Annotated in this window: 23 protein-coding genes and 1 pseudogene; 19 read left to right on the top strand and 5 right to left on the bottom strand. The window is 48.5% G+C overall.

What is annotated here, in order from left to right:
- Positions 1–609 precede the first annotated feature (609 nt).
- The 6 genes and pseudogenes from ACESLK_RS30120 to ACESLK_RS27320 form a co-directional block, all read left to right on the top strand.
- Positions 610–735: pseudogene (locus tag ACESLK_RS30120) on the top strand (IS256 family transposase); the annotation flags it as partial.
- 95 nt (positions 736–830) lie between these two features.
- Positions 831–992 carry a hypothetical protein gene (locus tag ACESLK_RS27300; RefSeq protein WP_373232972.1) on the top strand — a complete coding sequence of 54 codons (162 nt, stop codon included), beginning with the start codon at positions 831–833 and terminating at the stop codon, positions 990–992.
- A gap of 284 nt (positions 993–1,276) precedes the next feature.
- Entirely contained in the window at positions 1,277–2,650 is a 1,374-nt protein-coding gene (locus ACESLK_RS27305; protein ID WP_373232973.1) for a hypothetical protein, read from the top strand.
- Between the two features lie 10 nt (positions 2,651–2,660).
- Positions 2,661–3,521 (top strand): DNA adenine methylase, encoded by an 861-nt coding sequence (locus tag ACESLK_RS27310; RefSeq protein ID WP_373232974.1) that lies wholly within the window; start codon positions 2,661–2,663, stop codon positions 3,519–3,521.
- Between the two features lie 121 nt (positions 3,522–3,642).
- Positions 3,643–3,795, top strand: a complete 153-nt coding sequence (locus ACESLK_RS27315; protein WP_373232991.1) for a TOPRIM nucleotidyl transferase/hydrolase domain-containing protein — start codon at positions 3,643–3,645, stop codon at positions 3,793–3,795.
- Positions 3,795–4,115 (top strand): hypothetical protein, encoded by a 321-nt coding sequence (locus ACESLK_RS27320; RefSeq protein ID WP_373232992.1) that lies wholly within the window; start codon positions 3,795–3,797, stop codon positions 4,113–4,115. Before ACESLK_RS27315 ends, ACESLK_RS27320 begins: the two co-directional genes overlap by 1 nt.
- Positions 4,116–4,213: 98 nt before the next feature.
- On the opposite strand, the gene ACESLK_RS27325 is transcribed toward ACESLK_RS27320, so the two are convergent.
- Positions 4,214–4,456: a helix-turn-helix domain-containing protein gene (locus ACESLK_RS27325; protein WP_373232975.1), complete on the bottom strand. Its 243-nt coding sequence runs from the start codon at positions 4,454–4,456 to the stop codon at positions 4,214–4,216.
- A 133-nt stretch (positions 4,457–4,589) separates the two neighbouring features.
- Between ACESLK_RS27325 and radC the strand changes: the two genes are divergently transcribed.
- The 6 genes from radC (at position 4,590) to ACESLK_RS27355 (ending at position 14,374) form a co-directional block, all read left to right on the top strand.
- Positions 4,590–5,066 carry a RadC family protein gene (gene radC / locus ACESLK_RS27330; protein ID WP_373232976.1) on the top strand — a complete coding sequence of 159 codons (477 nt, stop codon included), beginning with the start codon at positions 4,590–4,592 and terminating at the stop codon, positions 5,064–5,066.
- Positions 5,067–5,161: 95 nt separating this feature from the next.
- A complete protein-coding gene (locus ACESLK_RS27335; RefSeq protein WP_373232977.1) occupies positions 5,162–7,372 on the top strand; it encodes an MrcB family domain-containing protein in 2,211 nt (736 codons plus the stop codon).
- The gene (locus ACESLK_RS27340) at positions 7,344–9,764 is read left to right on the top strand and encodes a DUF2357 domain-containing protein (RefSeq protein ID WP_373232978.1); all 2,421 of its coding nucleotides are present in this window, start codon (positions 7,344–7,346) and stop codon (positions 9,762–9,764) included. Before ACESLK_RS27335 ends, ACESLK_RS27340 begins: the two co-directional genes overlap by 29 nt.
- Positions 9,757–10,140 carry an 8-oxo-dGTP diphosphatase MutT gene (mutT, locus tag ACESLK_RS27345; protein WP_373232979.1) on the top strand — a complete coding sequence of 128 codons (384 nt, stop codon included), beginning with the start codon at positions 9,757–9,759 and terminating at the stop codon, positions 10,138–10,140. Before ACESLK_RS27340 ends, mutT begins: the two co-directional genes overlap by 8 nt.
- A 147-nt stretch (positions 10,141–10,287) precedes the next feature.
- A complete protein-coding gene (locus ACESLK_RS27350) occupies positions 10,288–13,704 on the top strand; it encodes an AAA domain-containing protein (RefSeq protein WP_373232980.1) in 3,417 nt (1,138 codons plus the stop codon).
- 40 nt (positions 13,705–13,744) lie between these two features.
- Positions 13,745–14,374, top strand: coding sequence for a restriction endonuclease (locus ACESLK_RS27355; protein ID WP_373232981.1), 630 nt, complete (start codon positions 13,745–13,747; stop codon positions 14,372–14,374).
- A gap of 55 nt (positions 14,375–14,429) precedes the next feature.
- On the opposite strand, the gene ACESLK_RS27360 is transcribed toward ACESLK_RS27355, so the two are convergent.
- Complete coding sequence (locus ACESLK_RS27360) at positions 14,430–14,759, bottom strand: helix-turn-helix domain-containing protein (RefSeq protein WP_373232982.1); 330 nt, start codon at positions 14,757–14,759, stop codon at positions 14,430–14,432.
- Between the two features lie 106 nt (positions 14,760–14,865).
- On the opposite strand from ACESLK_RS27360, the gene ACESLK_RS27365 reads away from it, so the two are divergent.
- The 3 genes from ACESLK_RS27365 to ACESLK_RS27375 all read left to right on the top strand — a co-directional run bounded on the left by ACESLK_RS27365 (position 14,866) and on the right by ACESLK_RS27375 (position 18,314).
- Entirely contained in the window at positions 14,866–15,192 is a 327-nt protein-coding gene (locus tag ACESLK_RS27365) for a LytTR family DNA-binding domain-containing protein (RefSeq protein WP_373232983.1), read from the top strand.
- A 217-nt stretch (positions 15,193–15,409) separates the two neighbouring features.
- Positions 15,410–16,102, top strand: coding sequence for a response regulator transcription factor (locus ACESLK_RS27370; protein ID WP_373232984.1), 693 nt, complete (start codon positions 15,410–15,412; stop codon positions 16,100–16,102).
- The gene (locus ACESLK_RS27375) at positions 16,080–18,314 is read left to right on the top strand and encodes a sensor histidine kinase (RefSeq protein ID WP_373232985.1); all 2,235 of its coding nucleotides are present in this window, start codon (positions 16,080–16,082) and stop codon (positions 18,312–18,314) included. The genes ACESLK_RS27370 and ACESLK_RS27375 overlap by 23 nt, the downstream gene beginning before the upstream one ends.
- A 155-nt stretch (positions 18,315–18,469) precedes the next feature.
- Here the strand turns inward: ACESLK_RS27375 and ACESLK_RS27380 are convergent, their stop codons facing one another.
- Entirely contained in the window at positions 18,470–21,703 is a 3,234-nt protein-coding gene (locus tag ACESLK_RS27380; protein WP_373232986.1) for an endo-1,4-beta-xylanase, read from the bottom strand.
- 279 nt (positions 21,704–21,982) lie between these two features.
- On the opposite strand from ACESLK_RS27380, the gene ACESLK_RS27385 reads away from it, so the two are divergent.
- From ACESLK_RS27385 to ACESLK_RS27395, 3 genes are all read left to right on the top strand, one after another.
- Complete coding sequence (locus ACESLK_RS27385; RefSeq protein ID WP_373232987.1) at positions 21,983–22,651, top strand: TetR/AcrR family transcriptional regulator; 669 nt, start codon at positions 21,983–21,985, stop codon at positions 22,649–22,651.
- Positions 22,652–22,714: 63 nt separating this feature from the next.
- Positions 22,715–23,650 carry an ABC transporter ATP-binding protein gene (locus ACESLK_RS27390; RefSeq protein WP_373232988.1) on the top strand — a complete coding sequence of 312 codons (936 nt, stop codon included), beginning with the start codon at positions 22,715–22,717 and terminating at the stop codon, positions 23,648–23,650.
- A complete protein-coding gene (locus tag ACESLK_RS27395; RefSeq protein WP_373232989.1) occupies positions 23,647–24,387 on the top strand; it encodes an ABC transporter permease in 741 nt (246 codons plus the stop codon). The genes ACESLK_RS27390 and ACESLK_RS27395 overlap by 4 nt, the downstream gene beginning before the upstream one ends.
- A 283-nt stretch (positions 24,388–24,670) precedes the next feature.
- Here the strand turns inward: ACESLK_RS27395 and ACESLK_RS27400 are convergent, their stop codons facing one another.
- A complete protein-coding gene (locus tag ACESLK_RS27400) occupies positions 24,671–25,300 on the bottom strand; it encodes a TetR/AcrR family transcriptional regulator (RefSeq protein WP_373232993.1) in 630 nt (209 codons plus the stop codon).
- A gap of 211 nt (positions 25,301–25,511) precedes the next feature.
- On the opposite strand from ACESLK_RS27400, the gene ACESLK_RS27405 reads away from it, so the two are divergent.
- Entirely contained in the window at positions 25,512–25,679 is a 168-nt protein-coding gene (locus tag ACESLK_RS27405) for an S-layer homology domain-containing protein (RefSeq protein ID WP_373232994.1), read from the top strand.
- Positions 25,680–25,818: 139 nt separating this feature from the next.
- On the opposite strand, the gene ACESLK_RS27410 is transcribed toward ACESLK_RS27405, so the two are convergent.
- Positions 25,819–26,022: hypothetical protein (locus tag ACESLK_RS27410; protein WP_373232990.1), on the bottom strand; the 204-nt coding region annotated here is incomplete at its 5' end.

Raw genomic sequence — 26,022 nt, forward strand, 5'->3', positions numbered from 1 at the left:
ACTACCTGTACCTCTAATTTTAGGAGATTTTTTCTATTGTGCACGACTTATATTTTACATATTTAGCACAATTTAGACGGGTAATACCCGACACATTTCGATGTGAGATTTAATGCAACGCTACTGACCCTATGTCAAAAAAATAAACGAAACCATCCCCGATAATCCTGAAGCAGTTGAAGGAATTGCAGTTGCGATAACAGAAGGAAGAAAAGATGTTATTGAAGGGCTCAATTTGCTTTTCGATACTTTGTACACAGATTTTGTCGCGGAGTCTCGTAAAAGCTTGCAAGACTTGGCATATCTTAAATTACATAAAACGATTCAGATACTCTTGCAAATACAAAAACAAGGCGATCGCCTATCTCGGTTAACTGATAAAAGAGTAATAAAGGCGTATTTGATTCAACTTCGCAAGCATTCCGTTCTTTATATAGAAATGCTAGCGGATATTAAGGCGCAAAAGGAGAAATAATAAACCAGGCCCTCTCTTCCACGCATGATCGTAGAGGAAGCCTGGTTTTGTCGTCGCCGAGTTTGTAAAATAGATTGTGTAAACTCTCAAACCTACTAAAATGAAAGTAACAGAAAGGTTGGGAGCACACATGGGTATGGTCGAAAGAACAACTCAGGGCGTTTCATCAAAGAGAATAAGCCGTTACCGCTCAAGACGCACAAAATGCACTGAAAAACCTCTTTGCCGAAACGATCAAAGAGATGATTGAGGCCGAGCTATATAAAATGAATCTTTGAATTTCCAAATTCAGAAAGGAATTTCCCCATAATCGTCGAACTGATATCGTAAGAACCGTGATAAGGCGGTGGACGGAATGGAGAACAAAGACGCCCTGACTGAAGTGGAAGAACGACTGAGATCGACGAAGGATCGCCGGATGTATGAGCGATTGCAGACGGTACGGCTGCGCATCATGGGAATGCCCATTAAGGAGATCGCCGGGACCATGTGCCGTTCCGAGAAAACAATTGTATGAGCTATTAGGGGTACGAAAGGGTATTATCTTGAACTGTTGCTACATAATAAGGGGGGGAGCCTGCAATCCAGCAGACTCCCTTCTTTTCACATTTAGAGTGATACGCTGAACCTTATCACAAGTGATGGTAAAGGAAAAGGTTGAACTTGTTATTCCATTTTCATTAGTCATGGTGCAACAATAGACTTTATTACAAGAACAGAAATTATTGATGGAAATAGAGGATTCTGCCACTAAATGTCGAATTGGGTACTATTACACATTGACATTTGGGGTTGATATGATTGACTAACTTTGAGTATAAGAGAATTAAACTAACCAACCTACTTGTAAACACAGAAAACTATAGATTTGATCCCGTTGGATCACAAATTGAAGCTATCCAAGTAATGGTCAGAGACCAAAATAGTAAGTCAGCAAATAAACTGTACAATTTAGCAATTGATATATTGGAAAATGGCTTGAATCCTTCTGACCTAACGGTAGTTAGTCCTTATACCGACGATGAAAGTCTATTTGTAGTACATGAAGGAAACAGAAGAATAACAACGTTGAAGCTCTTGTTTCAACCTGATTTAATCCCGCAAGAGTTTAGAAGCTTGCAGAATAAGTTTCGTGAACTTCATGTTAACAACGATTTGTCGCAATTTGAGGAGCTTTTATGTGTTGTTTATAACACATACGAAGAGGCAGATCATTGGATCGAAATTAAACATACCGGCGAAATGGACGGAGTTGGTACTGTAAGGTGGGATACAGAACAACAGGAAAGATTTAAGGCCAATACTGGCGGGAGCAAGTCAGCTATCTTGCAAACGTTGGAGTTGGTCGAACAGAGTGAGCATTTCGAAAAGGAAACAAAAGAGAATGCCCAAATAATTGGGGTTACAAATCTTGAACGTTTGATTAGCGACCCGGATGTAAGAAGTTTTTTGGGTATAAAGGTTAAGAACAATGAAATGTCACTAGAAAAGCCAGAGCAAGAAGTGGCTAAAGGACTAACAAAAATAATAAATGATCTATCCTCTAAGAAAATTATTGTTAACGATATCTACTATAAGAAGGATCGTTTAAAGTATTTAGATACTTTTGAGGATAATGAAATTCCTCAAGATGTCGTGGAGGATGGGGAAAGGGCAAAGGTTAGTGATGTTGGAGATACCGATAAAGGTAAAGATAAAGAGAAGCCACCTTTAAAACCAAAAAGAATTGTTAGTCGGCCGGTTTCAAAAAAACGTAAAAATCTTATCCCCACTGAATTTGTTGTTAGACCTAAGGACGATAGAGTAAACAACATCTATAGGGAATTGAAGCAACTTGAAGTCGAGAAATTTACAAATTCAGCATCGGTAATGTTGAGGGTGTTCATTGAATTAAGTATTGATTATTACTTATCAATTAACCCGATTAGTGGTGTTGATGCTTCAAAATCTCTCAATCAAAAATTGTCTGGAGTTATTGATTACTTGGAAAAGAGCAGTGTCTTGACTAGGAAAGAGTTACAAGGCGCGAGATATGTGTTATCCTCGAAAAGTGTAAGTTCAACGGAGAACTTGAATGCATATGTGCATAGCAGATTGGTGCATCCGAGTGAATCAGAAATTAAGACGACGTGGGATAACATAGCATTGTTCATCAAGACAATATTAGCAAATTAGGAGTTTTTATATGACATATACATCGCCATTAAGGTACCCAGGAGGGAAAAGCGCGTTAGCAAATTATATTAAGTTGTTGGTTCATGAGAATGATTTATTAGATGGGGTATATGTGGAGCCATTTGCGGGAGGTGCGGGAGTAGCCCTCTCGCTTCTTTTTAATGAATATATGTCCAGGATAGTTATAAATGATTTGAATAGTTCGATACATGCTTTTTGGTATTCAGTTCTAAACCATACACAGGAACTTTGTGAATTAATCGAAGAAACGAATGTTACCGTTGTTGAATGGCAGAATCAAAAACTGGTTCAAGAAAACGGAAATGCCAGTTTACTTGAGTTGGGTTTTTCAACCTTCTTTTTAAATCGAACAAATAGATCAGGCATAATAAACGGCGGTATTATTGGCGGCCTTGAACAACAAGGCGAATGGAAAATAGACGCGAGATATAATAAAAAGGAACTAATAAGCAGAATCCAAAAAATTTCAAGATATAGGGATAGAATCGCACTATATAATTATGATGCATCAAGATTGATTCAGGAAGTAGTTCCGAATTTACCTGATAGAACACTTGTTTATTTAGACCCACCGTATTATAAAAAAGGCCAGGGTTTATATCAGAATCATTTTGTTCATGAAGATCATGAAGCATTGGCTAATTTGATGATTCAAAATCGCAATGAACATTGGTTAATTACCTATGACAATATAGAGCCTATTCGGGTAATGTACGAAGAAATGAGACATATTACATACTCTCTTAATTATAGTGCCGCAAATAGGTACGCTGGCTCAGAGATTATGATTTATTCGGACAGTATGATCATCCCAGAAGTAGATAACCCAATTAAAGTAAAGATCGGATAAACAAAAAATAAAGCATGAGCTTCTTTTCGGAGCCCGTGCTTTATTTTTGTTGGAACGTGCTCATAATGGGCTAAATGAAGCAATCAAAGAATTAGAAGATGAAGAAAAGGAATTATTGAAAATGGTGAAGACTTTTGATGATGAATTATCGAGAGTTTTCTTTTCCGATAAGTGCGTGATCGTAGAAGGAGACTCAGAGGTTATAGCTATCAAAAATACATTGAGGTTATTGGATCTTCGACGAGAAAAGATATATTATCAAAATCACAAGTAATAAAAGCAAGGGGAAAGGCTGCAATCATACCTTTGGTAAAATATTTAAAGAAGCTCAGCATTCCTTTATACGTTATTCATGACCGAGATCAAGGGAAAGCGGGAGCAGAAAAGTTTAATGTCCCTATTTCAAATGCAGTTGGAGATACGAACCTTGTATCTGTGTTAGAGGAGTGTCTGGAAGAATGTTTGGGATATCCTGCGCCTACTAGTGATAAACCATATAAAACACATCTTGAAACGAGTAAATGGAGTACTAAGGACGATATACCAGAATTGTGGAAGGTAGTTTTTCAGAAAGCTTTTGAATGTAGTATATAACAAAAGAACTAGCCTTAGGATATTTTTAAGTAGCGTGTGACAATAGTTAACAATATATTTCCAGTTGCGCCAATTCTAAATATAGGAAATGGGTAGCGTTAGGATTCATGAATGCTATTGTGCACTTCACCTTCTACCAACTGCACTATCTCTGACGGTTTAATATTTAGCTGAGCGGCCAGTGCAAAAATCGTATTTAAAGTCGGCCTTCGCTTTCCGCGTTCAAGTAAGCTGATATAGGTTCGATCTAACTTTGCACGAAACGCCAGCTCTTCTTGACTAAGCTTGCGTTCTTCGCGAATTTTTCGCAGTTGTTGGCCGAAAATCATCTCTATACTCAAGGGATTCACTCCTTGAGGCCTATTATTCCCACCTCCTCGACAAATAGTCTACGGACTATAGTCTACAAACGGCCGATGTGTTAATATGAAGACTATAGTCTGTGAAACAATGTAATTGATACAGGGGGTCAGGATGAGGGACAGTCATCAGCAATACGTGGAATTTGTCCGCTTGAAATTGATCCGAGAAGGCGGGTTCTTTACCCAACCCAAAGTGGATTCTCCGGAAGAAGCTCACCTGGTGTTCCGCCAATGGGCGATGGAAGAGATGGATCGGGAGCATTTAGTGGTGCTATGTCTCGATACTAAACATAGACCCACCGCTCTGCAGACTGTGGCCGTAGGAACGCTAGACAGCATACTTATCCATCCAAGAGAAGTGTTCAAGACGGCCCTACTGGCGAATGCCGCTTCAATTATTTGTGCACATTGGCATCCGAGCGGGGATCCGGCACCAAGTCTCGAAGATGTGAAAATAACGAACCGGCTCATGAAGGCGGGAGAAATAATTGGGATTAAATTACTGGATCATTTGATTCTAGGGGCGGGGGATCATTTTGTTAGTCTGCAGGAGAGTGGCATCATGAACAAGATCACAGCATCTGATTAAGTTAGAATTAACAACATGCAGGAACCCCAAACCACCTTGTCGAACTTGTAGGTATATTGTCTAATCCTACATCCTCCAATCAAGGTGGTTTCTTCATGAGTTTGCCCGCCGAGTTAGCCGGTATTTTCACTCATAAGCAGAAGTCGTACAAGATGGTGCTCATCATCGCTCTATTGCAAGAAATGAGCCAAACGAATCAGCGCGAAGTCTCACTAGAGAATGTGAGGGCGCGCTTTTTGGCGTTCTTGCAAGAACGGGAAAGACTTGGGGAACCTGTAGATTCGCCTATTAACAACAGTCCTCGTTGGGCTGACGTCACGATGACACACATCACCCAGATTATTTACTCGCCCATCTCGGCGCTGAATAGCATCCTCGATGTAAATCCGCAAGAACAGAGCATTGGGTTTAAGGAACGCCTGTATAACACATGGAATCAGGAAGTGTTCATCGAATTGTACGATCATGCCACACATGAATTGGCTCAGTATCACCAACAACGTCATTCCTCGGACTTCACGATAAGAGACGCACTCTTGAACGTGCTCACTAAGTACACGGCGGCGAAACGGGAACCGCTAAAAAATAACTCGCTTGGCCAATACGTACGTCATCAGATCCCCACAGGCATACGGGAGTATTCATTTATTAAAGGTGACTCTAACTTAAAGGTTCAGGCTTCCGTCGGCATGGGGACCTGGGCAAGGATTCCGTGGATCGCAATTATGGATCGTAGAATTACGGAAACTACGCAACAAGGGGAATATATCGTTTATCTATTTTCCGAGGATATGAATTCGGTATACCTCACGCTTATGCAAGGAGTCACAGAGCCAAACAAAAAAGGTAAAGCCGAAGCGCACAAATACTTGCGTAATAAAGTTCAAGAGATTCGAGCGATGATTCCGCTGGAGGGTCTCCAAAAGGACGAAGAAATAAATCTCACATCCGACGGACTGGGCTTCGACTACCAAGTATCCACAGTCGCCTACTACAAGTACGACCGGGACGATCTGCCGACGGAGGAGCAACTCTCTGCGGATCTGGAGAACTTGGTCGACAACTACAAGCAATATGTCCATTTGGTTCTTCAATCCAATGACGGTCAGGAGCAATCCAGCGTGCCTACCACACAACCGCCCATGCCTAACTTAAGCGTAAGTGAAAGACTAGACGCCGTGAAAGCCTACATCCGCCAAAGAGGCTTCTCGTTTCCCGATCAGCTGATCGAGAACTTCTACCTCTCCTTGAAAACAAAGCCCTTCGTCATCTTGGCGGGCGTATCGGGCACCGGGAAAACCAAGCTCGTTCAGCTCTTCGCCGAGGCGATCGGAGCAACTAGCGAGAACGGACAGTACATCTTAATCCCGGTAAGGCCCGACTGGAGCGACCCGTCAGATCTGATCGGTTACAAAGACCTCAGCGATCGTTTTCGCCCGGGTCCCCTTACGGACGTGCTGGTAGAAGCATCCGATCCGGCCAATCGGGACAAGCCGTATTTTATCTGCTTGGACGAGATGAACTTGGCTCGGGTCGAGCATTATTTCAGCGATATGTTGAGCATCCTGGAGACGCAGAAACGGCAAGAGGACCGCATCGTCACCGATCCGCTCATACGCCCATCCGCTCTCGTGAACGAGGAGGACCGGTTCAAATACGGCCGACTTCACATTCCGGACAACGTGTACCTGATCGGTACCGTCAACATGGACGAAACGACTCATCCCTTCAGCAAAAAGGTGCTCGACCGGGCGAACACGATCGAATTTAACGAAATCAAATTGGACGTGTATCCATCGCCAAGCGCGAATTCTGTTCCTACGTTACCGGCACCGAATGCGTTCTTGCGCGCGGATTATTTGCAACTGGTCGATGCGTATCAGGGCTCGAATATTCCATTAATCGAAAAAGTGACCAGCGAACTGGTCCGAATCAACGATATTCTCGAGCAGATCCATTCCCATGTCGGGTTCCGTATCCGGGATGCTAATTGCTTCTACCTGCTCTACAACGAACAGGCCGGACTATTAACGAACGATGAAGCGCTCGACTATCAGCTGCTGCAGAAAATTTTGCCGCGTATCCAGGGAAGCAACCGATCGGTGAAGCGCGTTCTTCTGCAGCTGCTCGAGATCGCGCTTAGCAAGAAGCTCAATAAAGGCGAGCTCGAGGACGATGCTTCCGAGCTGTGGAGCAACTTGGCCAAGACGGTCGAGTCCGCCAAATACCCGCAAAGCGCGAACAAAATCGTCTTCATGCTACGGAGGTTGGACGAGGATGGCTTTACCTCCTACTGGCTCTCCTAATCGAACGGTCGAATTGCTTAGTATCGAGACGAACTGGTTTCATCTCTATTTGCAAGGGAAACCGTTCCATCCGACAGTCGAGACGTTGCAGCTACATCGACAAGAGACCGAATGGGTAGAAGCAAGAATGCTGCCGCAATCGATGAATTCGGAGTTGGAAATTCGCTCAGTGGCAAGGTACTCGTCCGAAGCGGAACGGTTGGTCGAATGGGAACAGGGGGAGACGAGTCCGCCGCTCTTCTACGAAACGCAAGACTACGAGTTGGTCGTCGAGTTGGAACCGGATATCCCGTTAACCTTTTACCATGATAATGTTTCGTTACGCGAATCCGTACTGCCCAAGGGTAAGCGGCTATTGTCGGGAGTTCTGAACTTTAAGAACGAAGTCGGGTATACCGAATTGGAGCTTCGGTTGCACGGGGAGCCCGTTTTCCGCCTGCAATTGGAGATCTTCCCTTCGAAAATCGACTACAAAAAGGATTACGAAGCCATCCTCCGCGATGTGAACGAGCAGATCTACAACTTATCCTTCGATTTCTTGCGTAAGACGTACAACCTGATGGGGTTAAAAGAGACCACCAATCAGAGCTTGACCGAATTTTTCGTGATTCTTCAGTCGATGTTCCAACAACTCGTTCGCCAAGTGGAATGGATACAACATGCCCCGCATCACCGGCTTCGCGTAGAAAACCGAGTAGTCGATTCGGCGCGGGTGAAGAAAGCGGGACACGCCAACATTGGATTTCTATCGAAACATCCGCACTTGCTTGCGGCGGTCGAAGGGCAGGGGCTTTTTCGAATACGCGATAAGAATTATGTGCCGACCCACGTTCTGGAGACCAAACGTCATGTGGACTATGATACGCCCGAGAATCGGTTCGTCCGGTGGGTGCTTCTTCGGATTCAACAACGCTTGAAAAGCATCAAGCAACTGACTCACAAGAAGGGACGCTCGAACGATCCTATTTTACAGGGCAAGCTCAACCGGATGCAGTCGGAATTGCAACGCCTGTTGAAGTTTGATTTTCTTCGGGTAGGTGAGATTAGCCAGCTCACGATATCGTTGGTGCTGCAGATGGCTCCCGGCTATCGCGAGGTGTACCGGGGTTATCTGATGTTGATGAAGGGACTCTCCATTCAAAACGATCTGTTCCGGTTATCGATGAAAGATCTGGCCCAGCTATACGAATATTGGTGTTTCCTGAAAATTCACGATTTGCTAAGCCGGAAATATGAGCTGGTGAAGCAGAACGCGATTAAGCTAAACCGGGGCGGACTCTTCGTAACGTTGGATCGGACGCAGAGCGCACGAATGGTTTATCGGAATCCGCGCAATGGCGAAGTGTTTACCCTGTACTATAACGCCTTGCCAACGGGAGATCGGAGCCAGACGGTGTCGCAAAGGCCGGACAACATCCTCACGCTCAAGAAACAGGATTCTGCCATGGAGTATAAGTACGTATTCGACGCCAAGTACAGAATTAATCCGGCGTACGAGGGCACATCTTATAAGAGAGACTATAAGACCCCGGGTCCTCAAGAAGAGGACATCAATACGATGCACCGCTACAGGGACGCCATTGTGTATGAATCGAACGGTGATCGTCGGCAATTCGAACGCACGATGTTCGGGGCTTACGTCCTTTTTCCGTATCCGAACGAGGAAGAGTATCGGGAGCATCCTTTTTACCGTAGTATCGAGCTTGTGAACGTTGGTGCGCTCCCGTTCTTGCCCAGCGCGACTTCGCTCGTCGAACGATTCCTGGATGAACTGATCCTAGATAGCCCGGAAAAGGCGTTCGAGCGCGCCACGCAACCCAGCGGAACGAAGGATTATTACGCCGAACAGTTAGCCGGGAAGACGGTACTCGTCGGTCCGCTTAGTCATAAGGATCAATTAAGAGAGCTGCAGGAGCACCGATTCTATCACGTCCCTCTAAGCCGTTTTGCCAATCATGGGGATTTGGCGAAGCTGGAGACCGTCGCGATATACCAATCCATCGATAAATTTGGACGGCAGAATGCGGGCGTATTCCTATACGGTCGGATTAAAGCGTGGAGCGTCCTCCCTCGGGAGCAGATCAAAGAAATTCCATCCCGGAGAAAAGCGACGACCGAGCTGTACGTAAGGTTTGACGTGGAAGAGTGGGCGCATAGAAGCAAGCCGATCCTACCTGGCGGGCACGGGATTCAGAAGGTTCTGCTCACTTCGGAGTACATCTTTAATCGGGCAGAGGAGATCGCCGAGCTTCGGTTGTATTCGGAAGAGGAACTGCGCGAATGGAGAGAAAAGCGTCGCCGGGGGAAAGTTAAGCTCACTTGGAACGACTATCATTTGGACCAAGCGAATCGATTAAATGGGCTAATCCTAGAGGGTGAACAACATGATTGAGGTAGCCGCGGCTATTATTGAGAACGAGCAAGGGAAGCTTCTGATCGCTAAGCGAAGGCAAGGGAAATCTCAGGCTGGATTATGGGAGTTCCCGGGGGGCAAATTGGAGCCCGGCGAGTCGCCGGAGGCTTGCTTGATCCGGGAACTGAAGGAAGAGATGAACATCGTGATCGAGCCGTACGAGCGATTCGGGGTGAATGAGCACGATTACGGTACGGTGCAGATTCGATTGATCGCCTACAAGGCGAGATACGTCCGAGGCGACATTCGGCTGGTCGATCACGAGGAGTGCCGTTGGGTGGAGAAAGGGGAACTGGCGAAGTTCGAATGGGCTCCGGCGGATGTTCCTTTTATTGAATGGTTAGAAGAATCCTGACCCCATGCGGTCAGGATTTTTTTGCATAAGACGATCTGGCGACGGGGATCTCAAATCTATACCCAAATCAAACAATTTTAGAGGTTTTTGTAACTTTACGTCGAATTGAACTATTCATTACAGTGAAATTCTGGGAGGACGTAGGGGTTGAATTTTCTAAAATATTGGAGAAATTCCTTAGCGGATGCGGACCGGATAAATCCTGATATAGACAAGAGAAAGCCCGGCGGTTTACTGATTCAGCAAGAACAAATTATCCAAGGAATAATTCCGATCGATACGGCAAATAACCTAATTGCCAAAGTCCCGGTGAAGAAGCCGATCTATGATGTATTGCTTTGCCCTATGGTTTTGTATGTCAGAAAAGAACATGGAAGTTCAGTCACGGGTCAATTATCAGAAGCGATGGCTCCTTTGTGGATACCCGCACACTTGTCTAAGGAAGGAATTCTAAGGCCACATCCTCGATACTTACCATGGATATGCAGGGAGTATCTAGAGCCGTGCGAGACTGAAATTGATCCTATTGGACACATTGGTGAAGTGGATCGCTTCTTATCAAGTCGTTCAACCAGAATAGAACGTTGGGATGAGTATATTGCTTTTGCTTGGGAAATGTTCAGCATCGTAACGGGGTTGTCTGTGGAAGAGTTCACCCATCAGCAATACGAGAAATCAGAGGAGTGTTATGTGTTCTCTAACGATTTGGTTAAGGGGGCTTCGAAATCAATCCAAGACCTTTACGATAATATAGAGAGGGATGAACGTAAGGATCTCAAGCTTTTAAATTCGTTTTCGGAGTTTATAAACACACATTCGGAGCGAGCGTTAACGGATGAGGAAAGCGAGTCTCTTGCGGCCCAACACCTTGGGCAGATGGGGAATCAGTTCAGCTTATCGCAGTCTCAAAGAATTGCGATGCATCATACAACTTTGTTAAATTCGGGGGACATACTGGCTATCAATGGACCTCCTGGGACGGGAAAAACGACATTGCTGCAGAGCATAGTCGCAACCGCCGTCATTGAGCATGCTATACAAGATGCTGAGCCGCCTATTATCGTTGTCTCCTCGACTAATAATAATGCCGTTACGAATGTGATCGAGAGTTTTGGCAAGATTAACGAAACGGAAGGTCATCCCCTTGCTGGTAGATGGATACGAGACGTTCATAGCTACGGAGCATACTTGAAGTCACCAGGTAAAAGCGAGGAGGCTGCAACTAATTGGTTAACCGTAAATAAAGGGAGCGCGGGGGGAAGCGGTTATTTCGATAAAATGGAAACATTCGACTATATCGAGCGTTGTTCCCTTGAATATCTAGAGTATTGTTCCAAATTTGCAGGTTATGAAATCTCCGATGTAAAGAAGGCTGTAGAGCTGCTGCATGATAAATTGATTAACAAAGTAGAAGAGTTAAAGTATATCGTTTACACGGGATTATTCTATAAAGAGCTCTATACGAATCTCCTTAAGAAATTTCCTAGAGGTGTGGAGGTAGAGATTGAGAATCTTGAGGAAATGAAGCAACGCGCGGTGGAGAAAGGTGCAGTCGTTCAGGCACTTCGTCATAAGTGGAATCAATACCAGTTGGATGAAGAGTGGTGGATCCCACTTCTTATTCGTTTGCCTGTTCTCAAGCAAGTCGCATTGAGACGTAAGGAGCTTCGATGTCAAAGCTTTTGTTTCAAGAATGACATACCTAAGTTTATAAACGAAGAGGAAGTATCCCAGTGGCTTGAAGCTCAGAACGAGTTGGCTAGAACGGAATTGAGATCTTGGGAAATTCGAAGTGCAGAGGTTCGACAAGAGTTTGAAGCTTTAGAGGAGGCGCGGGAAGAGTGGGAAGAATGTCTTGCTGATCTTCCTATGCAAGAGGGCGAAAGTTACCTCGATGCTTTGGATCGCACTATTCGCTATGAAGCCTTTAAACTGGCGGTCCATTATTGGGAAGGTAGATGGATTTTAGAAACCGAATCCATGCTTGCGGATCCCAAATATAAACGCAATAACGGAAAACAAGGCGTAGAACTTCTGTGGAGGAGACTAGCGAAATTAACTCCTTGTTTTGTATCAACGCTTTACATGATGCCCAGCTTTTTTAGTGCTTATTTGGGTAAAACAATCCCGCTGTACAATTATATAGACCTCTTAATTATAGATGAGGCCGGCCAGGTCGTTCCTGAAGTAGCGGGAGCCTCTTTCGCATTGGCTCAAAAGGCGGTGATTGTAGGGGATACCCTTCAAATTCCTCCTGTATGGAAGATCCCCCACACTATCGACATCGGGAACTGCCAAAGCTTCGGTATAGCCGAGACCAGTAACGAATACGAAAAGATGGGGCTTTATGGTGCGATGGCAGCCGACGGATCCGTAATGAAAGTGGCCAAAAAGACGTCGAAATTCACAGAGATCGGGGCAGACGGGGGGCTTTGGCTGACCGAGCATAGAAGATGCGTTCCTGAGATTATCGAGTACTGTAACGAACTTGCTTATCATGGGAAACTTCTGCCCAAGAGGCAATCCATCAAGGAGTATTTTCTTCCTCATATGGGTTATGCGCATATACCAGGCAGTGCAGAAAAGCGGGGAGGCAGTCTGGAAAATGAGCTCGAAGCAGAGATCATTGTAAGTTGGATCGACCGGAATAGAGAGAAAATTCTGGATTATTACCGAAAAGAAGGACTGACCTGTATAGAGGATATCATCGCGATTGTGACTCCCTTTACCTCTCAGAAAGAAAAGTTGCGTAAGAAATTAAAAAGGGCTGGTATGGGAAGCGTGAAGGCTGGGACTGTTCACACTTTGCAAGGGGATGAGCGGCCTATTGTTATCTTTTCTCCCGTATATGACATTAGTTTCTCGGGGACATACTTCTATGATCAGGGGGTTTCGATGCTGAATGTTGCCGTCTCTAGGGCAAGAGACAGCTTCATGGTATTCGGTGATATGGGCACTTTCGTGCCCGGGACATCTGCTCCTTCGAGCATATTAGCAAAGTACTTATTTCAATCAGCTGATAATGAAATTACAAATATCGACCTAGGAGATTATTATAAGACCAAGTACGGTTCGCCAATTGAGCATCTGCACGAGCTAGAGCATCATCGCAGCATGTTAAGGGATTGTATTCGAGCTGCCAATCAGGAAATCCACATTATATCGCCTTTCTTATCCTCAGCGGCCATCAAAGCGGACGATTTGGAAGTCTTATTCGATGAGGCCATTCAGCGAGGGGTTAGGATTCATATTTATACGGATGAGGCATTGAATTACTTTCATAACAAGCTGAAGGTTAACTATTTAAAAGCTAAGGAGATCCTGAATAAACCGGGCATTGAACTGTTTCTGACTAAGAAGGTACATAGTAAAGCCTTGTGGGTGGATTCATCCGTTCTCGTCGAAGGATCGTTTAATTGGCTTTCCGCTGTAAGACAGCCGAATAGCCGCTGGTGCCGTTATGAAACTTCATTGGTATATCGTGGAGAAAAAGTTATTGGGATGATCAACAAACTGAAAGAGGATTTAGAAAAGAGAAAAATAAATCCGTTGCCTGTTGGATGACTAGTCTGAATACAGGCTCTAAAAAGGAAGGTACTGCTAAATGAGGCTTGAAGCTCTCCAGTTTGAGTCAGTGGAAATTATGCCGCCCGCCTTTAAATGGTTCTTAATCAGCATAATCGTACTAGTTGTCATATCAGGACTGCTGCAACCAGCGAAAAAGCAGAGAAAAAGAAAACGTAAGCCTACAGCTAAGAGAAGCGTTTCGACATCCAATAGAAACGGGGCCTCAAACCAGAGAAAGTCCAATGTCTGTCGCCCGGATGAAGTCATTCTCTCGCTTCCGTTAAATCAATTGGGCTGGGCGGATTTCGAGCGTCTTCTTGCTTTATACTTTCGCGATAATGGGTATGTCGTACATGAAGTCGGCGTCGGTGGGAAGGATGGGGGAGTTGATCTGGTCATTATTGACCGAAGAGGCGAGAAAACGGCTGTGCAGGCGAAATGTTATTCGGATCGAAACAATGTGGGCCCTAGCGTTATTCGCGAGTTAAATACGGCCAAAAGAAACCACGACTGCATGCTGTCGATGCTTGTAACGGCTTCGGATTTAACTGCAGATGCAAGGAAAGAAGCCGATCAGTACCGAGTCGACTACTGGCACGGAGCACTTCTGGAGGACAAGCTTAGAAGATGGGGGAAATGGAGTCCGGGGAAGAAGCGAAGAGCATAGAATAAGATCATAAAACTCTGACCTTGGTGTGGTCAGAGTTTTTATGTTGGAGAGGCTATTTTTTCCCCGTATTGTTCTCCAAATGTCCAAACATCACCTTTATCACATCTAATTCCATCTGTTTCTCTTTGGTCGAGCGGTTTATAAACAATTGCCTAATCTGATCGATAACGTTATCGTCGCCCGGTACGAGGGAGTCATGTAAGAGATAATCAATCGTAACGCCCAAACGACTAGCTATTTTAACGAGAGTTTCCAGAGTAGGGGAGCGCTCCCCTCTTTCGATTTGGCCAATATAGGCATCGGAGACTCCTATCCTCTCGGCAAGCTGCTCTTGAGTCAAAGAAAGCTTCTTTCTTTCCGTTCGAATCCTTTGCCCCAACATCGAGTTATTGTTTTGTGAGTAAAATAAATGAGAAAGAGACCGTAGACGTGTGATATTACCATCTTTTCCGCGGGCTAACGCTTTATTCATTGTTACAGGGGGAATCATGATGCTATCACTGGTGGATTCGAACGGAGACATTTGTTTGATAGATATTCAGGACATGGTGTATCTGCAGATGAACGGCCACGAGGGGCTACATTTCTACACGGATAACGGCATATACAGAGCCTTAACGGCAGCGAAGGATTGGGCAGCCTTTTTGCAAAACAAGGGCTTTCTACAGTTGGATCGAGGAACGATTGTGAATGTAAAGAAAGTAGCGGCATATAACCCGGAGTTAAGAGTGGTAACGGTAACCACCTCAGAAGGTAACGTCTTGTTACCCGTCGCGGAGAAGGTTCAGAAGCAAATCAAAAAGTTACTAAAATAAAGGTCACGAATGATTCCTAACATACATTACAAAACGCCAGTCCTTCGAGGCCGGTGTTTTTTTTGCATGCGATAGGAAGAGGCGCCAAAGCGCACAAGCATGCTCCACGCCCCCCAGAAACCTTAAGAACTTCTTCATAATTCTCCTAAACGGATGTTCATATTTTCCGCTTACTATTAAGATATGGAAAGACGACTTAGGAAAAGTGGAGTGAAAGATGGATAATTTCTTCGTGCTCGTTGTGGATGATGATAAGGAAATACGGGACGCCATCGAGATATATTTGAAAAATGAAGGCGTTACGGTATTGAAAGCGAAGGATGGGGTGGAAGCGCTGGAGCTCATTAACGAGCATCCCATTCATCTCGTTATTATGGATGTGATGATGCCCCGTCTCGACGGAATTGCCGCTACGTCCAAAATTCGCGAGAAGAAAAATATTCCGATCCTGATGCTGAGCGCGAAAAGCGAGGATAGCGACAAAATATTGGGTCTCCACGTCGGCGCGGACGACTACGTGACCAAACCGTTTAATCCGATGGAGCTCGTCGCCCGCGTGAAATCCCAGCTGAGAAGGTATGTGACACTGGGCTCCTACGAAGGCATTAAGAAAGTGATTGATCTTAAGGGCCTTACCTTAGACAAATCGGCCAAAGAAGTCACCGTTCATGGCGAACCGGTGAAGCTTACGCCTATTGAATATAAAATCGTTGAATTCCTGATGACGAACGCCGGCCGAGTGTTCTCGATCAGTGAAATCTACGAATGGGTATGGAAGGAGCCAGGCTTTAACGCGGAAAATACGGTAGCTGTCCACATTAGAAATATTCGCGAGAAAATCGAGATCGATCCGAAAAATCCAACGTACTTAAAGGTGGTGTGGGGAATTGGTTACAAAATGGAAAAGTAGATTGGGCTTTGGCGTATGGGCGTTTCTGTTCACTTTCGGCCTGAGCGGGCTATTAATCGTATCCGCTTATGGCTCCAGTTACGTTCATCGCGATTATTTTCACGCGCCGCAATTTCGCAACGAGCTCGACCTATTTGCTCAGTATCTAAACTTGTTTGAGCTAAACCATATTCCAATAGAGAAAGCGAAACAATCCCTAACGGTATCTCAAGAGGAGATCCAGGAGTATCGGAATGGGTTTGGAAATCTAACGAATCAAATGACCTACCTTAAAGAGGAGTATGAATTTCTAATTAACGAAGCCGAATTAGCGAATAATCAAGACGCAGCGGAGATCTACCTTGCGGAAAGGGATAAGAAGATCGAGGAGATCACTCAAATTTTCAAAAGCGACGATTACGCTAGAGCAAAGGTTATGATGGATAAGGAAAAGAGGTTGGAAGAGTATTACCAGAGAAGAGAACAATATGAGTTGGATTTCTTAAGTTACAAGGGACAACTCCAGTATTATTTTACAAGCAGTATGTCCGATAGGGTCTATACGAATATCAATCTTGCCGATGACGAATCCATAACAAACAAGATGAACTCCCATCACATGAGATACATCTCCAGCTACTCGATCCCTACAGAAGACTCGGATTCTTATTACTGGCTTCGCCAATACAATCAACGAGTTAATTCACTCCTTCCGTTCAAGGGAGAGATTGCGGTACCCAAGGCCTTGCCTTCGTCCAGCGCCATAGGGATCAAGTACAATAAATACAAACAAGAACAAATCCTGTTAGGGGCCTATACCTTAGCCAGTATCGTTTCTCTTATTCTATGTCTCTTCGTCATGAAGAAGGTAAGGGTTATGCCTGCAGCCGTCGAAAGAAGGGCGCCCTATTACAATAAGCTTCCAATCGACGTGCGGGCCGTATTGATCCTCCTGACAGGCTGGGCCACTCTTTATTTCCTGTTTTCCATCAAAGATCAATTCTTGTATGTGTTTAATAATCCCTTCGCTTCCGGCTGGAGTATATTAATCGATATGGCTATGGCATCGATCGGATTAGCGGTTACGCTTGTCCAGGGAAGGCTGATTGCGGCACGATTACAGGACGGGTCTTATGTAAAAGAAGAATGGCGAAGCGGACTGATAAATAGGGCGTGGCAGAGTGTTAAGGCGCAAGTCATTCAGGGTAAGAGCAGTTTGAAGGACGCTTTTCTCAAAACGAGCACCGGAGTGCAGTTGTTTATCGTATTAACGATCGTATTTGGTTTAGGTCTAGCGGCATTAATGATGCTCGTGGATCCCGTTTTTATTGTTGTCTACCTGGTATTGCTTGCAGCCATAGGTTTCCCTCTCTTGATGGCCTTGATTAAGAAAATCGGGTACTTTAATCGTATCGTGTTACAGACGAATGAGCTGGCTGTCGGAAAGTTAGGCCCAGATCTGGGGGTGTCGGGAAAGTCCGTGCTGGCCACGCTTGCCGGAAATATTAACGTATTAAAGCAAGGAGTAACCACGCTGCAGAACGAGCAAGCCAAGAGCGAACGTCTCAAAACCGAGCTGATCACCAATGTAAGCCATGACCTTCGAACGCCGCTGACCTCCATCATTACATATACCGAGCTGCTGAAGAAGGAAGAAGTCTCGAACGAGAACAGGATGGCCTATGTTGAAATTATCGATCAAAAGTCGCAGCGGTTAAAGGTTCTGATCGACGATTTGTTCGAGGTTTCGAAAATGGCGAGCGGCAATGTTGAATTGAATAAGGAAAAAGTCGATCTCGTCCAGCTGCTGCAACAGACGCTTGCAGAATACGATAACATGATCAACGTTTCCAGTCTTCAATTCCGGTTGCCCAACATGGACGTGCCGGTATACGCCTTTGTTGATGGGCAAAAGCTGTTTCGCGTTTTCGATAATTTAATCGGGAACGTCCTGAAATATTCGCTGGAAAACTCGCGCGTCTATATTACGATCCAAACGTCGGGCGACCAGGTGACGATCTCGTTTAAGAATGTATCCAAATATGAAATTAGCGAAAATAGAGATGAGCTGTTTGAAAGGTTCAAACGTGGCGATTCTTCCCGTCATACGGAAGGCTCCGGCCTGGGGCTGGCCATTGCGAAATCGATTGTGGATCTTCATGAAGGCAAGCTTACGATTGAAGTCGACGGCGATTTATTTAAGGTCGCGGTTTCTCTAAGGGTGCAGGAATAGCACGAAAAAATAGCGGAGCGGGGAGTGTAGGCATAAGAATCGCCTCAAGAGAAGTGCATAAACCACCGGAATAGTACGTGTGACCCAACAAGCCTCGAATTCAGCCTGCATCCGCAGGCCGATTCGAGGCTTGTTGGTCGCAATTCGCTGCCGTATTAGCCCTTGCCGTTATGCGGCACTTTAACCGTAATCGTCGCCGTCGCGGTGTTGCCGGCGAGATCCGCCGCTTCGTAGACGATCGTATAGATTCTTCCGTTGCCTCTGCCGGAACGCTCCGCGCGAAGCAGGATTTCCTCGTCGGCCGTTCCGATATCGGCGCCCTGAATATCGTTCGGGGTATCCCCGTCTCCGAGTCCGTTGTCCGGTTCGTTGCTCGTAACGGAGACGAGCTTGACGGAAGCGATACCGGATGCGTCGTCGGTCGCGTTCCAGGTCAGGCGGATTGGAACCAGCTTGTGATTCGGCGGTGAAAGTACCGTTTTATTCGCAAATAGCTTCAGTACGGGCGCCTTCTTGTCGATGTTCGCGACGGCTGCCGTCGCCGTGCCGGCGTTGCCGGCCGCGTCGACGAACTCGAAGGTGAAGCTTCCGTTCTCCGTGAACGTATAGCTCGCGGAGCCGCCGTTGTTCGTGATCGTGATCGGCTCGCTCGCCGTGATCGTCGCGATGACGTCTTCGTTCGTCGGTCCTTCATGGCTGTAGCTAACCGTTGCCGTCGGCGGAACCGTGTCCCTGCCTTCGAGGGTCAGCACGCCGAAGACGGAGGTGTCGATATATCCGTTGCCGGACGCATCGTTCCATGCGGCGGCGCTCTGGCGGGCTCCGTTCTTGCCGTCGTTGATCTGCGCGTCGAAGCCGATTCTCGTTCCGTTCGCGGGCGCAATCGACCTGAGCGGGATTTTCGCTTCGACCGTGTAGTTCGTTCCGTCCATGTGGGTCGCGGATTCGAAGCCGTCGGCGATGCTCGGCGGGCTGAACGACGTCTCGTTATCGAAGTTGATTCTGTACTGCCCGTCGTCGGCCTGATAGTAGGAGGTCTTCGCGTTGTTCTCGTCTATGAAAATTTCGACGGAATCCTGCTCCCACACGTTCGGGCTCGTTTTGTCCAATTGATCGTCGCTGACTTGAATGAGCACGTACAGGTAGTGATCGTCCCACAGCGCTTTCGCCTTGCCGTTCGCTCCTTGCCAAGCCATCTGATAGCGGTTGATCGGCATTTCGGGCGCTCCGCCCCAAATCGCGTCTACCGTTCCGTCGATCGCGGGCGTTCCGAACTTGGCGATTCCCTGGTTCGCTTCGGGCACTTCCCGGGGATGTTCCTCGATATACGTATCCGGATCGATGATGCCGTAATACGACGGCTTGGCCTGCAGGTTCTTGTCGAACGGCAGCGGGTTGGAGGACGCTCTCCAGCTCGTTCCGTCGTCCAATCCCCAGAAGGTGACGCGCGGGATACTGTCGGCGTGCGCTTTGAAAATCTGGAACAGCTGTGCGTACAAATAACCCTGCGCTTCGGCCAACTGCTCGGACAGTTGGAAGTTGCTTCCCGCCTGGATGTCCAGCTCGGTGATGCTGACCTCCACGCCCAAGGAGATGAATCGCTCCAGAGACAGCTTCACGTTCTCCGGGTTCGTGCTCACATTATAATGCCCCTGCATGCCGACTCCGTCGATCAGAAGCTTGCCGGGATGCTCCAGTGCATAGCGGTCGTTGATGTCTTTGACCATGTGGTAGATGGCCTGCGCTTTGTTCTGGTTGTCATCGTTGTAGTCGTTGTAATAAAGCTTGATATTCCACTCCGGATGCGCGTCCAGCACTTCTCTCGCCGCGAGGAACGCCTGCTCGACGTAGTCCGGTCCGACCGACTGGTACCAAGGGGATTGACGAAGAGCCGCTTCCCAATTCGACGGGTTGGGCGGGTTGTCGTTCATCGCTTCGTTCACGACGTCCCACGAAATGACCCTGTCGCCGAAATGCTCCAAGACCGTCTGAATGTGCGTCCGCAAGTTATCGAGCGCTTCCGCCCGTCCCAGAGGGGAGCCGTTCGACGTGTTCATCCAAGCGGGCGATTGCTGATGCCAGACGAGCACGTGCCCGTGCATCAGCATCCCCTCCGCTAATACTTTGTCGACCATGGCATCCGCTGCGGTGAAGGAGAAGCTGCCCTTCGTCGGCTGCAGCGCGTCCGGCTTCATCGCGTTGCCGGCCGTTACGACGTTATGATGCATCTTCAGCAGCTCGAGACGAACGCCTTCCAGATCCTCGGCGGTGATCGCGTTGCCGATCAGGAATTCATCCGCGTACGCATCTTTGATCGGAAGAAGATCTTTCTGTATCGGCATCGGGCCGGAGCCCGTGCTCTCGAAGCTGATATCGTCGATATAGAAAGAGGCCGTGGCGTTGTTGGAGCTCTCCACGTAGATCGTTAAGAATTCGTCGCCCACGCTGTTGTAGCGATACGTTCCTTCGAAGAGCACCCAACCGTCGGCCGTGCCGATCGTTTTCGGCGCAAGGGCGACATAGTTGGCGCCGCTGCCGTTGCCGATCTGCGTGGACAACTGGAGCTGCGAGCTCGCGGGAGAGATCAGCTTGACCCAGGCCGATATTTTATACTCGTGGCCTTGGTCCACGTATTTCTCCACGCGCAGGGACGGTCCGTGCCAAGTGGACGTTCGGCCTTCCACCTTCAAAGCGTAAGAGCCGCCTTCGGTATGGTTGGCTTCATCGGTTACGGTGAGCGCCTCGGACCCCGACCGGCCGTCAAAGCCGCCCGTGGTCAAGTCCTCGAAGTCGATCGTGTCGAAATCCAGTGCCGGCGGTCTCGGATTCTCTTCGCCGCCGGGAGCTTCCCCGGTGATCAGCACGTCTCCGATGTAGAAGGGGACCGTCTGGCCGGAGTCGTTGGATTGCACGCGCAGCCTCGTATCCTTGCTCGTATCTACGGTAAATTGCGCCGATAGGGTGAACGCTTCGCCGGGCGCGAAGTTCGCGCCGGCCAACCAGTCGTAGCTGTCCACGGTTTGCAGGAAGGCCTGCGCGCCGCTCGGAACGACGACGTCGGCATCTACGTACCCTCTGACGGTGACCGTGTACGTCTTCCCGTTTTCCAGTCCGATGTCGCCGAATCTGAAATCCGCTGCGTCCCAGTTGTTCGTTCTATTGCTGACGTAGAGAGCCGCGCCGTCGGCATTGCCGTCGAATACCTTGCCGGTCGCCGGCGTCAGGCTGGCGCCGCCCGATTGCACGGCAGGGCCCTGTCCGGTCGCAAAGGTTTCGTGGTACACGGTTGAAATTTCCGAAGCCGCGGCTTCCGGGGCAGGCCAGCTTAACGGAATAAGCAAAGCCGCCGCGAGCAAGATCGAAATCGTCCTTTTCAGCATGCGGGTCATAACCTCAATCCTCTCCCATTCAATTTGTCCTCGTGGGTTAAGCGCTTTCATTAACGGCTGAAACGATCTTCCCTCCTTTCTCCAGGCGATTATAACAAGATCCAGTCTTCGGATAACTATACAAATTAAAGCATCTACCGTGTCTTTTTTATTCTATTTGCAAATCTATGGAATCCCCACCCCCGAAACCTTAAGAACTTCTGACGCCATTGCCCGTTGACTCTCGCATTTCTTCGATATATAATCTAACCAGTTAGTTATAAATGGAGGTGGAGAGCTTTGCCGACAAATCCCCCAACTCGCTCCCGAACTTATGACGCCGCACGTACGAAGGAGACCATCCTGGATGCGGCGGAGGAGATTTTCGCCGAGCTTGGTTACTCGGCGGCGCGGATCGATGCGATCGCTAAAGCTTCCGGCTACAACAAAAGTCTGATCTATCAGTACTTCGGAGACAAGCTGGGGCTGTATACGGAGGTCGTCAAGCGCGCGGACCAGATCGGAGACCAGGTGACCGGGCGGATCATCGCGAGGCTGATGAACGAAGGGGGAGTGGCCTCTGACGCGGCCAAATTCAAGAGTTTTCTGGAGACGACTACGCGCTCCATGTACGAGTTTCTTCTGGAACACCCCCGATATCGGAAAATTCTTTATTGGGAGGCCGCGGAGGAGTGGAAGACGTGGAACCGGATTACGTACCGTCCGGACGATCTGACGCATCTGCACGAGCTGGCGCAATCCGCCAAGAGCAACGGCATTCTCCGGAAGGATCTGGACCCCGCTCTGGTTCCCGTCCTGATCATGAACGTGACGACGACTACGCTTCAATCCTTTTCCCGATTCGGCAATTTGCTTGGAAATGCGGATTCGCAGCAGAGGCAGAAGGAGATCATGGAGCAGCTGATTCAAATCGTTATTCATGGCGTCATGGAGCCCTCTTCCCTATAAAAAGGGCGGCTTCTTTCTTTTCAAAACTAAATAACTGGTTAGTTTTAAGTGAGGGGGAGAACAATGAAGGACGTCATTCAGACGGAGCGCTTGTCCAAGCGGTTCGGGCAAGCTCCGATCCCGGCCGTGGACGAGGTTTCCTTGTCCGTCGGCAAGGGAGAGATTTACGGATTTCTGGGATTAAACGGCGCGGGCAAAACGACGACGATCCGCATGCTGCTCGGGATGATCGCTCCCGACTCGGGGGCGGCTTATTTGCTGGGGAAAAAGGTGTCGGCCGGACGAACCGATGTGTGGGCCAAGGTAGGCTATATGGTGGAGACGCCATACTCGTATCCCGAATTAACAGTGCGAGAAAATCTCGAGCTTGTCCGCAGACTGCGCAGAATCGAGAATGTCCGGTCCATTGACGTAATATTGGAGAAGCTGCAGCTTGTGCCTTACCGGGATCGGAAAGCCAAGAATCTCTCTCTCGGCAACGCGCAGAGACTGGGACTCGCGAAAGCGTTGATCCATGAGCCCGAGCTTCTGATATTGGACGAACCGACCAACGGCTTGGACCCCGCCGGCATCGTTGAGGTTCGCGAGCTGCTCCGGGAGCTGGCGGCCCGGCAGGGCGTCACGATCTTCCTGTCCAGCCATCTGCTCGGCGAAGTGGCGAAGCTGGCCACGCGTATCGGCATTGTGCATCGGGGCCGCCTATTGAAGGAGATGAACGTCGGCGAGCTGCAGCGGGATCTCCAAAAAAGCTTGCACGTGAACGCGCGCGATACCGAAGCGGCGCGCATCAAGCTGACGGGCTCCGGATATCAGGTGGAGAGGGGCGACGATGGGGCGATGAGGCTGACAAGCGACAGCGCCATCGCTCGGCCGGATAACGTGGCAAGGCTGCTTGTACAGGCTAACTTGCCGCCGACTCAGCTTAAGGTGGAAGAGGAAGAGCTGGAGGCTTATTTTCTGAGAACGATCGGAACGGAAGGAGGCGGAGAACCGTCATGAGAACCGCAATCTGGGCGGAAGGCCTGAAGCTGCGCCGTTCGCGAATCCTCTGGATCTCGCTATTGGCATCGGCGATGATGCCTACGATGCTGGGCTTGGTTCAGGCAGGGATCATCGGAACCCCTACCGACGAAAATGGGGGAACGCAATGGGAGCAGTACCTGATCGTGCTCGGCAGCCTAATTTCCATCGGCGGCATAATAGGTTTTGGCTTCGTCTTCAGCTGGCTGTTCGGCCGAGAATATTCCGATCGTACGGTGAAGGATCTGCTGGCTCTGCCGATGTCCCGCGCGCGAGTCGTATCGGCCAAGCTGTTCGTCGCTGCCGTATGGTGCTTTCTGCTGGCTGTCTTCGCATTTGCGGTTGCCTGTCTTGTCGCCGGATTGTTCCGGTTCGAAGGGATGACCGGCCAAGCTGTCGCGACCGGATTCGCTCGCTATATGGCTACGGCATGCATGGTCATCTCGTTGGGGGCGCCGGTGGCCTGGAGCGCGAGCGTGGGCCGAGGTTATCTCTCCTCTCTCGGATTCGTTGTCCTGACGATGATTGCCGCCCAATTCAGCGGCGCGTTGGGAGTCGCGGCTTACTTTCCGTGGGCGATTCCGAGCTTGTTCAGCGGGGCGGCAGGAGTGGAAAACATGCAACTGAGTGCCGTTAGCCTTTCGATTCCTTTTGCCGTCGGGCTGCTAGGCGCAGCCGTCACGCTCGCATGGTGGCGATACGCGGACCAGAAATGAGTCTTGTTCAGCCTTTTTGTGCTGCGTTAAGCGAGGATTACCGGCGCCGGCGTCTCCCCGCCCTGTGGACGCCGGCGTTCGTACGTTTAGACGACCGGCGCGCAACGGTGCCAAGGGCGGAGGCGGCTCGAGCCGTCGCGGACGGCCGAGGAGCAGGGCGTCTGTTCATTCGCTCACCGCAGGAGTACGCCTTGCTCCACGCGTCAATGACGCCCTTGAGCCAAGCCGTATGCGAACGCTGCGGCTTCGTTTCGCAGTGCGGGCAGCTTGTCATCCCGGGCGTTCAGGACTCGGGCAGCTTCTTCAATCCTGCCGCATACAACGGACCTTGCACCAGAATGGTGGTGAGGGTTCGCGCCATTTCCTCGGGCGACTCTTGCCTGCCGCTCTCCAGCCATTGTTGAATCACGCCGATGTGCGCCGATCCCACGTACGTAGCAAAATACTTTGCCGGAACGAGGCATTCTTCTTCATTGATCAGCACGTCCGTGCTTTTCCCCAGCATCGTCTCTTGCATGAACGCTTTGATCTTGATCTGAAAGGACATATCTCCCTTTGGTCCCAACGCCGCGTTCATGAATCGGCTGTGCTCGTTCATGAACGCGAAGAGAGCTGCAACGAACGGATAGATCGCCAATCGGGACGGTGACTGCTGCAGTTCCGCTTTCAACGATGGAAAAATCTTCTTCGCAATGTTGGACATCCCGACCATGATCTCTTCTTCGCACTTGGCCATCAGGTCGAATTTGTCCTGATAATGGGCGTAGAACGTGCCCCGGTTGATTCTGGCCCGCGTCGTAATGTCTTTGACTGTAACCGCTTCGAACCCCTTCTCTTCGATCAATTCCACCAGCGCATCCCGAATCGCCTGTTTGCTGCGGACCACCCGCAGATCGGCCGTATTCCCGATCATCCGAATCCCCCCGATTTTTCCGAAAATTTGTCCAGACACCTTGATCAGATGTGTTCGTTAACCGACACATTTGCCTTTTTTGCACATTGAAGCCCTGCTTGCCCCGCATCATAATAATCCACAAGGTGTTTAATAAATTATAAATCCGTAGTTGGGGAGGAGACAAGTTCTGTTCATGCAGACCAGATCGCACGGCGTGCTCTAAGCGGACATCGCGCCATGGGCGGACGATGCGGTCGGTCGGCTGATTGGAGCCTCCATCATCCGCGGATTGACCGAAACGAAGTTCGGCCCCCGGGAATATGCGTCCCGCGCGCAAGGAGCCGTCCAGTTGAAGCGGATGCTGCAGGCGATGCAATTTATCAATCCGCAAGCTTGAAGCAACTCTGACCCATGGGGTCGGAGTACAGGCTTTCTCGACAGTCTGACACCCATAGCGATTGTGATCGTTTATTATGCGGTTGCGCTCGCCGCCGTTCGCAAGTACGCGCATAAGACGTTTAGAGTGAAGTAAGGGATCAGACCATAGACATATACGCGTTAAGAGCAGCCGAAGCGTTCGGGCTGTTCTTTTTTTTGCGCCGATAGTCGGAAAAGTTCGAACCGGTGCAAAAAGTGCGAAGGGAAAGCTGCGGAATAGTGCGCATTTGTGAGCGAATTTGCGATTTACGACGCTCGCCGGGCGATGGTAAGTTGAGTCCATTCGGAGCTGCGCGCTCAGA

This window comes from Cohnella sp. (assembly GCF_041640265.1).
In the GTDB taxonomy this organism is placed as follows: domain Bacteria; phylum Bacillota; class Bacilli; order Paenibacillales; family Paenibacillaceae; genus Cohnella.

What these genes read in the sequence shown, in the direction of transcription:
- ACESLK_RS27300 (WP_373232972.1), top strand. Translation starts at nt 831, where the DNA reads ATGGAGAACAAAGACGCCCTGACTGAAGTGGAAGAACGACTGAGATCG.
- ACESLK_RS27310 (WP_373232974.1), top strand. Translation starts at nt 2,661, where the DNA reads ATGACATATACATCGCCATTAAGGTACCCAGGAGGGAAAAGCGCGTTA.
- ACESLK_RS27315 (WP_373232991.1), top strand. Translation starts at nt 3,643, where the DNA reads ATGGTGAAGACTTTTGATGATGAATTATCGAGAGTTTTCTTTTCCGAT.
- radC (WP_373232976.1), top strand. Translation starts at nt 4,590, where the DNA reads ATGAGGGACAGTCATCAGCAATACGTGGAATTTGTCCGCTTGAAATTG.
- ACESLK_RS27335 (WP_373232977.1), top strand. Translation starts at nt 5,162, where the DNA reads ATGAGTTTGCCCGCCGAGTTAGCCGGTATTTTCACTCATAAGCAGAAG.
- ACESLK_RS27340 (WP_373232978.1), top strand. Translation starts at nt 7,344, where the DNA reads ATGGCTTTACCTCCTACTGGCTCTCCTAATCGAACGGTCGAATTGCTT.
- mutT (WP_373232979.1), top strand. Translation starts at nt 9,757, where the DNA reads ATGATTGAGGTAGCCGCGGCTATTATTGAGAACGAGCAAGGGAAGCTT.
- ACESLK_RS27355 (WP_373232981.1), top strand. Translation starts at nt 13,745, where the DNA reads ATGAGGCTTGAAGCTCTCCAGTTTGAGTCAGTGGAAATTATGCCGCCC.
- ACESLK_RS27360 (WP_373232982.1), bottom strand. Translation starts at nt 14,759, where the DNA reads ATGTTGGGGCAAAGGATTCGAACGGAAAGAAAGAAGCTTTCTTTGACT.
- ACESLK_RS27365 (WP_373232983.1), top strand. Translation starts at nt 14,866, where the DNA reads ATGATGCTATCACTGGTGGATTCGAACGGAGACATTTGTTTGATAGAT.
- ACESLK_RS27370 (WP_373232984.1), top strand. Translation starts at nt 15,410, where the DNA reads ATGGATAATTTCTTCGTGCTCGTTGTGGATGATGATAAGGAAATACGG.
- ACESLK_RS27380 (WP_373232986.1), bottom strand. Translation starts at nt 21,703, where the DNA reads ATGACCCGCATGCTGAAAAGGACGATTTCGATCTTGCTCGCGGCGGCT.
- ACESLK_RS27390 (WP_373232988.1), top strand. Translation starts at nt 22,715, where the DNA reads ATGAAGGACGTCATTCAGACGGAGCGCTTGTCCAAGCGGTTCGGGCAA.
- ACESLK_RS27395 (WP_373232989.1), top strand. Translation starts at nt 23,647, where the DNA reads ATGAGAACCGCAATCTGGGCGGAAGGCCTGAAGCTGCGCCGTTCGCGA.
- ACESLK_RS27400 (WP_373232993.1), bottom strand. Translation starts at nt 25,300, where the DNA reads ATGATCGGGAATACGGCCGATCTGCGGGTGGTCCGCAGCAAACAGGCG.